We start from the raw sequence: 12400 nt of genomic DNA, 5'->3' as shown, positions 1-12400 counted from the left end.
CTTTAGCACAATATTGTATTTTCGGTATTTCACATTTATAGCTCGGTATATTTATATAGCTTTATCAAAATTAAAGATTTTAAATATTTAGTGACCATGATTATAGATTTAAGAAGCGATACCGTTACGCAACCCACAAAGGGCATGTTAGATGCCATGATGAGCGCTAAAACGGGAGATGATGTGTATAAAGAAGATCCTACGGTTAATGCTTTGGAAGCGCGCATCGCAGAACTATTTGGCATGGATAAGGCCTTGTTTTTCCCCACGGGAACTATGGCGAATCAAACTGCTTTAAAATTGCACACCAATCCTGGGGATCAAGTGATCTGTGATAGTAATGCTCATATATATCATTACGAGGGCGGTGGCGCTTCCTTTAATAGCGGAATTTCCTGTAAACTCATCCAAGGCCAAGGCGGCATGTTTAAAGCAGAACAAGTAGAAGAGGCTATTAATCCGCCTGATTTTTATCATAGTCCGTTGACCTCATTGGTCGAAATTGAGAATACAGCAAACCGCGGCGGTGGCTCTTGCTGGGATTTTAATGAAATTAAAAAAATTAAAACCGTTTGTCTGCAGCATAATTTAGGCTTGCATTTAGATGGCGCACGATTTTGGAATGCCCTTGTGGCCACTAATGAAACCGCAAAAGATTATGGGAGCGTGTTTGATACCATTTCTGTATGCTTGAGTAAAGGTTTAGGTTGCCCTGTTGGTAGTGTTCTCGTCGGAAATTCTAAGTTGATGGATAATGCCGTAAGGATAAGAAAAATTTTAGGTGGAGGAATGCGCCAAGTGGGCTATCTGGCAGCTGCAGGACTATACGCCCTTGATCATCATGTGGAGCGTTTAGCTGAAGACCATAAAAAGGCTAAAGACATTGAATCAGTTTTAAAAAAGCTTTCCATTGTAAAGCATGTACAACATGTAGAAACCAATATCATCATTTTTGAATTGCACCAAAAGGCTGATGAAGCAAAATTTTTGGAGGCTTTATCAAAACACCAGATAAGATTAAGTGGCATGGGCCACGGTAAACTACGTATTGTTACCCACTTGGATTATACAGATCAAATGCATGATAAGGTCTTGGATATTTTGAGTAAAATGAAATTATAAAAAATCAATACTTTATGAATTACACCCAAAGATCAGGTATTGCTAAGTCCTAATCCTTCTCAAGGAAAAACGGCTTTATTTTACAATCTTGTGAACAAAGGGGAGGTCACCATATTATTGTCAGATCCCACTGGTCGCGCCCTATGGCAAAAGACCGAGCCTTTTCAAAAGGGGCAGATCACCATTGATACCCAAGATTACGCCTCTGGGTACTACCCAATTGTTCTGTTCCAGAACGGTAAGGTGGTAGGTAGGGTCAAGTTGATCGTTAATTAATTTTTGTTTTTATGAAAAAGAAATCATTGTTTATAATTGTCTTTTTACTATCGCTCTTTGCGAGCGCCCAAGATTGGCAATGGATCAAGCGAGGCGGTAGTAACAATACGCTCAATACTAGTGGTACTACAAGACAGGAAGAGGTTTATAATATTGTTACTGACAGTCAAAAGAATGTTTACGTCATGTCGCAAGTGGGTTATACTGATACGGATGTAGAGGGTAATGAGATCGAAACCTATGCAAGTCCTACTACAATTACAGACCATATGATCTCGAGTTTTTCTTGCGACGGTACCTATAGATGGAGTAAGGTCATTGGGGGCGGTGGTATCGAAGTGATTGAGGATTTGGCAATTGATAGTGATGATAACGTCTATGTTGCTGGTAGGGTAGGGAATTGCAACGGTAGTGATCCCAGCGACCCCTATCCTGCACAAATTGGGGAAGACTACGTGTTTCCAAACTCAAGTTCCGGCTGCGCCAGTCTTTTTTATGCCAAGTTCGATAGTGAAGGTGTTTTTCAATACATTGTGCGCCCTCAAGAGCCCACTGCTCTGTCGATTGAGATTAAGGCAACTTCATTGGGTTTCGATGTGCAGGATGATATCATCTACTGGCATGTATGGCTCAATCAGGGCAATCATATTGATGGTGCTTTGGTCAACGATAACCCGGAGGACTCAACCCCCTACATTTTAAAATACCAGCCAGATGGTACGTTTATCGAGGCGATCCAGATGGGTACTATCGAAAGCGTCAGCGGAAATAGGATTAAATACTACCGTAACCCAAACAACGGTAGGCACTATGCCACCATGATGAAACAGGATAGCCAGAGCAGTATCATGATCAACGGTACAGAGCTAAACGCGCCTTCAAGCCTTGTGGCATTTGATACCGAAGGACAGTATCTATGGCAGCGCGGTAATACCTATGATATTAATAACTCGCTAAAATTTTTCAATATTGATTTTGATCCAGATAACAATATCTATATTTCCGCCGTCATGCCCGGTTTTGAACTGGACAGTTTTCTTGGTTATAGTATGACGTTTTCTGGTGTGCCAACATTTTTATTAAAGACCGATGCTGACGCCAATGGATATATCTGGGCGACGCACTATAGCGATCAAGGTACAAGTGGTGATGGTGCTATGGTATATAGCAATGAAGAGGTGGCTTATACAGGTCGAATTACAGGTACAGACTTTTCTTGGGGCGACCAAAGTTTGGTGGGGCCAGATGTCAACGAAGGGCAGGATGTTCTCTTGGCAAGGTTTGATGCGGCAACGGGAGCATGTACGGCATTGGACAAGATTGATAGTGATGTTGGCTCAGGGGAAAACGGTACGGCCATAGCTGTGGATGCCTCTGGGGACTACTTGGTGGGCGGCGGCTTTGGCAGCCAGCTCTTTGATGTCAATGGGAACATCATCCAGAACCAGGGCCCGCAGACCGACTTCTTTATCGCCAAATATGCCACTGAGGCCTGCTCTGCGCTTAATATCAATAGTAAAGAAAACAATAGGATCGATGTGTTTCCGAATCCAAGTAAAGGTGTTTTTACTGTGAAGGTTTTGCGAGAAACCCAGTTTAGATTATATGATATTACCGGAGCCTTGTTGAAAACAGGTATACTAAATCAAGATGATAATAAAATTGATGTTTCAGGATTTTCAGCGGGTTGTTATCTCTTGCAACTGAATACAGGACTTCATTTGGAAGTAATTAGGATTCTCAAAAATTAAACTATAAAAGACCTACTCAAACTCCACCAACAACTGGTTTTTGTCTACAGCGTCGCCTTTTTTAATGGCAACAGATTTGATAATGCCATCCCTTGGTGAGGTCAGCACATTCTCCATTTTCATGGCCTCTAAAATAAGGAGGGTATCATTTTCTTTAACCTCTTGGCCATTTTTAATGTTGATTTCCAAAACTAGACCAGGCATTGGGGCTTTAATGTCGCTAATCATTTTGGCACTACCAATTTCAAAACCCATATCTTTAATGAGTTCATCTAAAGCGTTGTTTATTTGAACCTTATAACGGTTATTATTCACCTTTACTTCATAGGAGCCCTTATTTAAATTTGAAGAGGCGATTTCCGCAGAAAATGATTTATGATGGTCTAGTACATGAAAATGATTATTGGAAGTTTCAATGCTATCAAATTGAGACAGCGCTTTGTCATCAAATTCAAATTCGTGGGTATCGTTAACAACGGCTTTGCTTGGATTCATTTGTTTTATTTTCTGATATAAATATACGTAAGTCTTTGCAAGTTCTAAAATAGAAATGGCAAAAGCCATCAACTCAAAGTCTAAATAGTTGTTTTAAAGTGAGATCGCGCCGCTTTATCAATAGGGTTGTTGTTCTTAAAAAAATAACGGCTGTAAGTAGAGCATCTCCTGCAGCAGTATGCCTATCTGTAACATCTAGAGCAAAATTATCTGCAATGTCGTCTAGGGTGTAATTACTATTATTTATAAAGTTAGATTTAATTCTGGTAGCTCGGTAGATATTTACCGTATCAAGTACCTTGTTCTTTAAAACGGGCAGGCCTTTTCGGTTTAAAATTTTGTTGAGCATGGTGATGTCAAAATCGGCATGATGTGCTATTAAAATAGCGTTACCGATATACTCCAAAAATTGTTTTATGGCTTCATCTTCAGTTAAGGTTTTTAACCGCTCGTTTCTAATGATTCCATGAATTTCAACCGTATCTTCATTAAAACGCTCTTGTTCCACATAAATTTCTAAACTGTTGGAGATATGGATTTCATGGTCTAGAATTTCCACAGCACCAATACTCAATACTCTATCATTATCATAATCAAAACCGGTCGTTTCTGTATCAAAAACGATATACCGATTCGCTTTAATGGATTTGGGATATTTGTGCTTTGAGAATTTCGACTCGTAATCTTGCCAAAATTCGGGCAGCTCTTTGGTTTTGAAAATAGATAGCCAATCTTTCATTAGAGTATGCCGCTAACATTAAACTTAATTTTAACCACTTCTTGAATGTTACTAATGGTTTTAAAACAACGCTTGAGCTTCATCTTTTCTTCCTTGGTCATGGTTTCTAATTTAATAAAGCGTCCGTTGTCATTATTAATAAGACCATGTTTAGTTCTAAATTTAAGCAATGCTTTATGCGCATAAGAGCAGGAGAGGTAAAGCTCTCTGTTTTCTGGGGCTAGATCGGCAAGACGCTCAAAACGTTCGGCTGTATTGTTGAGTGTCTTGATTTGATAATTTAAAGCTAATACTCTACCAGCATCTACAACAGGCATAATGGCTCGTTTCTTTATATCGAAAAAATCTTTGTGTTTGCCATCGCTCTCTAAAAGAAACTGTCTGAAAAACCCCAAGGGCGAGGCACTTCTTAAAGCATTAGCGGCCAATTTGGATAAAAAGATTTTATTGCCTTTCGTAATCTCGAGCAAATGATCACCTAAGGCGTTGGTCAAGGTGGCATCTCCATAGCTGATGTCAAAATCAAAAAAGATGGAGCTGAGTAAAATTTCATCGTTTCCGGTATATATCGTCCAATCGGTAAACTGTGATTTCCATTCATCTAAACTCAAACACCAGCGCGGATTCTTCGCCATCATATCTGCATCACAAAATACAAACCCAATTGTGTTGAGGCGTTTGTTCACTTTTTTAGCTAAGGTCAAAAAGTAGCTTCTAACAGACTCTAGATCTTCTTCAGGGACATTTTCAAACACAAGAGCATTATCCTGATCGGTATGTAACAACTGTTCCTTGCGCCCTTGGCTTCCAATAGACATCCAAGCAAATTTAACCGGTGGTTCCTTTTTCATTTTCACCAAACAGCGCTCTACAATACGTTTTATAGTGGCGTCATTAAGTTCAAAAATAATCTTGCTGATGTGCGTTAGTGGGATATTTTGCATAATGTACCCCTTAAGCAGTACCATCATTTTCTCGCGAATGCGTTTTAGATCTTTAGTACTGTCAGACCGCTGTATGGCTTTCATCAATACCGACGGATTGTTACCTTCCATCACTGTCATATCGTGCTCAGAGACCAGTCCTATTAACTTTGTGTTTGGTGTGCCATCCTCAGTAATACAGATGTGCCCAATATGATGTTTCATCATTGTAATACGGGCCTGTGCAATCGTCATGTTGCTCTTATAACATAAAACGGGAGAACTCATAATACTTGCGGCAGTATCATCGATATTATGAAGGCCTGTGGCAACTTTGTTTCGTAAGTCTTTATCTGTAATAATGCCCATTGGAATGTCATTTTCAACGATAACTATAGAGCCTATTTGATGTTTGTGCATTTTCTGCGCCACTGCGGAAATTTTAGAGTCCAGTTTAGCCGTAATAATTTTAGTGATGTACGTTACGGGTTGGAGTTCGAAAAGATTATCTGTAGGATTTTTAATGATGGATGCATCAGAAAAAAACGCCGCATGGTGCTTTTGTGTATAAGGATTCTCTGTGTTTGAGGCAAAGCTTTCAATGAGATACTTACCAATTACCGAGTTGCTCTCGGCCATAGGTTTAAATAATTCAATAGGTATGATGTAGAGAATGGTACTCTCGTCTGCAATAGCATTATGGGCATAATTTTCTTTTGCAAACAAGGGTCTAAGTCCAAAAACATCGCCTTCATCAAATTTATCAACTACCAATAAGGCGTTATGGTCATCTTCTCTTAAAGACACTGCGCCTTTATGAACGATGTAAAATTCATTTTTAAGGGCATCATTAATTTTATAAACGGGATCATCCTTATCAAAATACTTAATTTTTACTGCTGAGGAAATTTCAAGTAATTGTGATTTGTTCAACAATTCAAAAGGAGGATAGCGTTTTAAGAAATCCGCAACCCGTTCTGCAATGGTGTTTTTCATGATTACAAGTTACAAAAGACGACGTAAATTAATCCTCAATTTTAAAATGTGATGCTTCCTGATGCCTTTTAATGGCCTTCCAAGACAATATAATACCGATAAAAAGAGAAATGAAGGCTCCAATCCATATACCTGGAATAAAGTTAATGAATAAGAAGAAATCATAAAACCCATGAAAGACCATTGCTAATGCTAATCCGCAGAGATTTAAGACCATTCTATTTTTTGAAAATTTTGCTTTCCCCATAAAGTAGCCCATCAAAATCCCAAAAGTAGCATGAGCGGGCACTGCCGTAAAAGCTCTTAAAATAGCTGTTGAAACGCCGCCTTGCATAACGTAAAATAAGTTTTCTGTTGCGGCGAAGCCCATAGATACCATGACGGCATACACGATACCGTCAAACGGCTCATTAAAGTCTTTCTTAGGTTGGTTAAAAAATCGAACGATAATGTATTTGCTAAATTCTTCAGTAAGCCCCACAATGAGGAAGGCTTTGAAAAATTGCTGAGGGACACTAAATTCATCTGTCAGCGGAACTACAATATCGGTCGCAGAATAGATTAAAGTAGTAATGATAATGCTTACGATGGCTCCCAAAAGGAAACTTACCAACATTAGACCAATAGGTTCTTTCTCATACAGATCTTTATAGTAAATGTAGGTGATGACTATAAAGACAGGGGCGATGGCTAGCAGTAGTAAATTGATCATCTATAAGTTTGATTCAATCGCCTGGACGATGCGGTCTATGACAAATTGATAATAGGTTTTATTGGTTGGTACAAAATGATTGTTTTTCCCTATGGATTTTAGAATGTCATGAAATTGAGCAATACTAACGTATTTTAAGGCTTCAACCTCTGTTTCTTGAGGCACAAAATCTTCTAACTTCACTTTGGTTTTGGCAATAAAAGTATGATGAAATTCATTATCCAACAAACCGTTGGGATAACTATTGAAACATTGAAATACGCCGATTTTTTGTAACTCGGTTTCTGAAATATGGGCTCCAATTTCCTCTCTAATTTCTCTTACTGCAGCTTGCCTTACAGTCTCTCCTGCATCTACATGTCCAGCTACCGAAACATCCCAAAGCAAAGGACAAATAGTTTTAGTTGCAGAACGCTGTTGAAGCAGAATATCACCATCGGCCGTATAAAACCAAATATGAGCCGTGTTATGGTATAAGCCTTTTTGGTGTACCTGTAATTTTGGAGCTATGTCACCCGTGGGCTGCCCTGTTTTGGTGAGAACGTCAATTAAATCCTCCATGTTGAAATTTCAGAATGTCGCTTTTAGTGTATCCTATTAGATACACAAATATCAGTATTAAAATCAGTTCTTAGTATAAAATTTGAGATTTGTTTACTCTCTATTGTTTAATGTTTTAACAAAAAAGTTTAACAAAATTTTAAATATGAGTTTATGATTTATCAATTAATTTTATAGAAAACCATTAAAAAACAGATTATTATGAAACAAAAAGACTTTTTTTTAACAATTTTCGTAATTTTTATAGCGTTATGTAGTTTTGGTCAAACCGCCAGAGTACAAGCTATTCATAATTCTGCAGATCTAGCGGCTCAAACAGTCGACGTCTATTTAAATGATGAGATATTCCTTAATGATTTTGAGTTTAGAACGGCAACACCATTTACAGATGCGCCTGCGGGGATCCCCATCAACATCAAGATTGCTCCAGGAAACAGTACTTCCAGTGCTGACTTTATTTATGAGATCAATCCTACCTTGGTAGATGGTGAGACCTATATTATGGTGGCAGATGGTAATGTAAGTACAGAAGGCTACGTTGAGAACGCCAATTTCAGTATAGAGGTTTATGCAACGGGTAGAGAAGCTGCCTCACAAACCGGCAACACCGATATTTTGGTTCATCATGGGGTCACAGATGCTCCAACGGTCGATATCAATGAGGTTACAGGACCATCGGTATTGGTAGATGATATCTCCTTTCCTGAATTTGCAATGGATTATCTTGAACTTCCAACGGCAGATTATATCATCAACGTGAGCACAGCAGATGGGGCAACAGTGGTTGAGGAGTACAGCGCTCCATTGAGTACCTTGATGTTGGACGATGCTGCCATCACGGTCTTGGCCAGTGGTTTTTTAGATCCAAGTGCTAATAGTGACGGACCTGCATTTGGGCTATGGGCGGCTACCGCAGCTGGTGGCGCACTTGTGGAGTTACCAGTAACAGAAGAAGATGAAACGGCCAGAGTACAGGTCATTCATAATTCTGCCGATTTAGCGGCTCAAACAGTTGACGTCTATTTAAATGACGAGATATTACTTGATGATTTTGAGTTTAGAACGGCAACACCATTTATAGATGCACCTGCGGGAACACCAATAAACATTAAGGTTGCCCCGGGAACAAGTACTTCAAGTGCTGACTTCATTTATGAGATCAATCCTACCTTGGCAGATGGTGAGACCTATATCTTGGTGGCAGACGGTAACGTAAGTACAGAAGGCTATGTTGCGAACGCGAATTTCAGTATAGAGGTTTATGCCATGGGTAGAGAAGCTGCCTCGCAAACTGGCAACACCGATATTTTGGTCCATCATGGGGCCACAGATGCTCCAACGGTCGATATCAACGAGGTTACAGGACCATCGGTATTGGTAGATGATATCTCCTTTCCTGAATTTGCAATGGATTATCTTGAACTTCCAACGGCAGATTATACCATCAACGTGAGCACAGCAGATGGGTCTACAGTGGTTGAGGAGTACAGCGCTCCATTGAGTACCTTGATGTTGGACGATGCTGCCATCACGGTCTTGGCCAGTGGTTTTTTAGATCCTAGTGCTAATAGTGACGGACCTGCATTTGGGCTATGGGCGGCTACCGCAGCTGGTGGCGCACTTGTGGAGTTACCCGTAACAGAAGAAGATGAAATGGCCAGAGTACAGGTCATTCACAATTCTGCCGATTTAGCGGCTCAAACAGTTGACGTCTATTTAAATGACGAGATATTACTTGATGATTTTGAGTTTAGAACGGCAACACCATTTATAGATGCACCTGCGGCAACACCAATAAACATTAAGGTTGCCCCGGGAACAAGTACTTCAAGTGCTGACTTCATTTATGAGATCAATCCTACCTTGGCAGATGGAGAGACCTATATCTTGGTGGCAGACGGCAACGTAAGTACAGAAGGCTATATTGCGAACGCGAATTTCAGTATAGAGGTTTATGCAATGGGTAGAGAAGCTGCCTCACAAACTGGCAACACCGATATTTTGGTTCATCATGGGGCCACAGATGCTCCAACGGTCGATATCAACGAGGTTACAGGACCATCGGTATTGGTAGATGATATCTCCTTTCCTGAATTTGCAATGGATTATCTTGAACTTCCAACGGCAGATTATATCATCAACGTGAGCACAGCAGATGGGGCAACAGTGGTTGAGGAGTACAGCGCTCCATTGAGTACCTTGATGTTGGACGATGCTGCAATTACGGTATTGGCCAGTGGTTTTTTAGATCCAAGTGCCAATAGTGACGGACCTGCATTTGGATTATGGGCGGCTACCGCAGCTGGCGGCGCACTTGTGGAGTTACCGACAACTTCTCTAAGTGTTCTTAATTTCGAGAATTTTGCAATTGATGTCTTTCCAAATCCTGTAAAAGATTATCTGAATATTAATTTGGAAAAAGATATCGAATCAGAATTATATGTTTTTGATATGTCTGGTAGAACTGTTTTCAATAAGACTTTAAAAATGGTGAATAAGATATCTGTAAAAGATTTGTCTAACGGCACATATATTTTTAAGATTTCAAACAGCAATGGAAGTGAATCTGTGAAAATAAATGTTATGCATTAGAAGTTCTCCAAATATGTGATATGAAAAAGCCTTGAACTATTTCAAGGCTTTTTTATTTTATAAATTTATCATGATTTCTGTTGTAGAATACTTAATCTATTCTATTTGACAGATTAACAGAAGTATTAATCAAAATAGCTGAACGTATCGCCATCCTTGATGTTCAACAACGTCTCATAAATCATTTTAATCACGTTTTCGACATCATCACGATGCACCATTTCAACAGTGGTATGCATATAACGTAATGGTAAAGAGATTAAGGCAGAAGCCACACCACCGTTACTATATGCAAAGGCATCTGTATCAGTTCCTGTAGCTCTTGACAAAGCAGAACGTTGAAAAGGAATCTTGTTCTTTTCAGCAGTATCTGTAATCAAATCACGTAATTTTTGCTGTACAGCAGGCGCATAAGCAACTACAGGTCCTTTACCCATTTGCAATTCACCTTCTTTTTTTCTTTCGATCATTGGTGTGGTGGTGTCATGGGTCACATCTGTGACTATAGCAACATTTGGCTTGATGCGCTCGGTAATCATTTGTGCGCCTCGTAATCCTATTTCTTCTTGTACCGAATTGGTGATATACAATCCAAACGGCAATTCTTTTTTGTTTTCTTTTAAGAGTCTGGCTACTTCTGCAATCATGAATCCGCCCATTCTATTATCTAAAGCACGGCATACAAATTTATCCTTATTAAGAATATGAAAAGTGTCTGGATACGTAATCACACAACCTACGTGAACGCCTAATGCTTCCACTTCTTCTTTAGTATTACAACCACAATCTATAAATATGTTTTCTGGTTTTGGAGCTTCTTCTTTCGATTTGTCCCTTGTATGGATAGCTGGCCAGCCAAAAACACCCTTAACAATGCCATTTTTTGTGTGAATATTTACAATCTTACTTGGTGCAATTTGATGATCACTACCACCGTTACGAATGACGTAAATCATTCCATTGTCAGAAATATAATTTACATACCAAGAAATTTCATCGGCATGTCCTTCAATAACGACCTTGTATTTGGCCTTTGGGTTGATGATGCCTACCGCAGTTCCATAGGTATCAGTAATAAACTCGTCCACATAAGGTTTGAGATAGTCCATCCACAATTTTTGACCAGTCCATTCATAACCTGTTGGAGCAGCATTATTGAGGTAGTTTTCTAAGAATTCTAATGATTTTTTATTGAGTATGCTTTTTGTAGCCATAAATGTATTGTGTTTGCTTTTCCGTAAAAATAATGGGATTTTGAAGACTTCGAAACTATTTCTGTAACAAAATCGGTTATTTTTACACCAATACCCAAACACATTTTACATTAAAACGAAAATCATGAAGCTAGTCATTACAAATCTCACAAAAACTTACAAAAATGGAGTTAAAGCCATTGATGACCTTAACTTAACTATAGGAACAGGCATGTTTGGCTTGCTAGGCCCTAATGGTGCTGGTAAATCTTCATTGATGCGAACTATTGCTACTTTACAAAGTCCAGACTCTGGAACCGTCACTTTTGGAGAGATCAACGTTTTAGAAGATAAAATGGCACTACGAAAAGTGCTAGGATATTTACCTCAATCCTTTGGAGTGTATCCTAAGATGTCTGCGGAAGATTTGCTGGATTATTTTGCAACGCTTAAGGGCATCAGTTCTAAAACGGAAAGACAAGCTCTGGTTAAAGAGGTTTTGGATATTACAAATCTTTACGATGTACGAAAAAAACATGTGGCCGGTTACTCTGGAGGTATGAAACAACGTTTTGGTATTGCGCAATTGTTGCTTAACAATCCAAAATTAATTATTGTAGATGAGCCTACTGCAGGGTTGGACCCCGCAGAGCGTCATCGATTTTTAAATGTGTTAAGAGAAGTAGGCACCAACTGTACCGTGATTTTCTCAACCCATATTGTTGAAGATGTTAAAGAATTATGTAATGACATGGCCATATTAAATGGCGGACGCATCTTAAAACAAGCAACACCAAGTCAAGCAAGAAAGGAGCTGATTGGTCAAATTTGGACTAAAATTATAGACCGAGACGATCTTGAGGCTCATGAAGCCCAGTTTAATGTACTGTCTTCAAATTATAATGAAGACAATTCACTAAATATAAGAGTACACGCTCCTGAACAACCTGATGTGGCGTTTAAGGCCGCTGAACCGCAATTAGACGATGTGTATTTTATTGCTTTAAAACAAGACGAGCCTGTATTAAGCTAATTTTTTT

Annotated in this window: 11 protein-coding genes; 5 read left to right on the top strand and 6 right to left on the bottom strand. The window is 39.2% G+C overall.

Features of this window, described 5'->3' with window-relative positions:
• Positions 1-96 precede the first annotated feature (96 nt).
• Genes P176_RS0100705 through P176_RS0100695 form a run of 3 tightly spaced genes read left to right on the top strand, consistent with a single transcriptional unit; the run spans position 97 to position 3149 of the window.
• A complete protein-coding gene (locus tag P176_RS0100705; protein WP_026752903.1) occupies positions 97-1122 on the top strand; it encodes a low specificity L-threonine aldolase in 1026 nt (341 codons plus the stop codon).
• Between the two features lie 39 nt (positions 1123-1161).
• The gene (locus P176_RS0100700) at positions 1162-1398 is read left to right on the top strand and encodes a T9SS type A sorting domain-containing protein (protein ID WP_026752902.1); all 237 of its coding nucleotides are present in this window, start codon (positions 1162-1164) and stop codon (positions 1396-1398) included.
• 11 nt (positions 1399-1409) lie between these two features.
• Positions 1410-3149 (top strand): T9SS type A sorting domain-containing protein, encoded by a 1740-nt coding sequence (locus tag P176_RS0100695; RefSeq protein WP_026752901.1) that lies wholly within the window; start codon positions 1410-1412, stop codon positions 3147-3149.
• A 12-nt stretch (positions 3150-3161) separates the two neighbouring features.
• Here the strand turns inward: P176_RS0100695 and P176_RS0100690 are convergent, their stop codons facing one another.
• The 5 genes from P176_RS0100690 to P176_RS0100670 all read right to left on the bottom strand — a co-directional run bounded on the left by P176_RS0100690 (position 3162) and on the right by P176_RS0100670 (position 7575).
• Positions 3162-3644, bottom strand: coding sequence for an acetyl-CoA carboxylase biotin carboxyl carrier protein subunit (locus tag P176_RS0100690; RefSeq protein WP_026752900.1), 483 nt, complete (start codon positions 3642-3644; stop codon positions 3162-3164).
• Between the two features lie 73 nt (positions 3645-3717).
• Positions 3718-4383, bottom strand: a complete 666-nt coding sequence (locus tag P176_RS0100685) for a 3'-5' exonuclease (protein ID WP_026752899.1) — start codon at positions 4381-4383, stop codon at positions 3718-3720.
• Complete coding sequence (locus tag P176_RS0100680; protein ID WP_026752898.1) at positions 4383-6302, bottom strand: DUF294 nucleotidyltransferase-like domain-containing protein; 1920 nt, start codon at positions 6300-6302, stop codon at positions 4383-4385. The genes P176_RS0100685 and P176_RS0100680 overlap by 1 nt, the downstream gene beginning before the upstream one ends.
• A 28-nt stretch (positions 6303-6330) precedes the next feature.
• Positions 6331-7011 (bottom strand): PrsW family intramembrane metalloprotease, encoded by a 681-nt coding sequence (locus P176_RS0100675; RefSeq protein ID WP_026752897.1) that lies wholly within the window; start codon positions 7009-7011, stop codon positions 6331-6333.
• A 3-nt stretch (positions 7012-7014) separates the two neighbouring features.
• Complete coding sequence (locus tag P176_RS0100670) at positions 7015-7575, bottom strand: NUDIX domain-containing protein (protein WP_026752896.1); 561 nt, start codon at positions 7573-7575, stop codon at positions 7015-7017.
• 201 nt (positions 7576-7776) lie between these two features.
• Here P176_RS0100670 and P176_RS20320 point away from each other — a divergent pair, with 201 nt between their 5' ends.
• Positions 7777-10167, top strand: a complete 2391-nt coding sequence (locus P176_RS20320; protein ID WP_026752895.1) for a DUF4397 domain-containing protein — start codon at positions 7777-7779, stop codon at positions 10165-10167.
• Positions 10168-10292: 125 nt separating this feature from the next.
• Here P176_RS20320 and P176_RS0100660 read toward each other — a convergent pair whose 3' ends face one another.
• Positions 10293-11381, bottom strand: a complete 1089-nt coding sequence (locus tag P176_RS0100660; RefSeq protein ID WP_026752894.1) for a M42 family metallopeptidase — start codon at positions 11379-11381, stop codon at positions 10293-10295.
• 124 nt (positions 11382-11505) lie between these two features.
• Here P176_RS0100660 and P176_RS0100655 point away from each other — a divergent pair, with 124 nt between their 5' ends.
• A complete protein-coding gene (locus tag P176_RS0100655; protein ID WP_026752893.1) occupies positions 11506-12393 on the top strand; it encodes an ATP-binding cassette domain-containing protein in 888 nt (295 codons plus the stop codon).
• The last annotated feature ends 7 nt before the right edge of the window (positions 12394-12400 follow it).

The organism is Sediminibacter sp. Hel_I_10, from assembly GCF_000688335.1.
Classification (GTDB): Bacteria; Bacteroidota; Bacteroidia; order Flavobacteriales; family Flavobacteriaceae; genus Psychroserpens.
The sequence above is the reverse complement of the archived record's forward strand: the minus strand, read 5'-3'. Positions and strand labels throughout refer to the sequence as shown.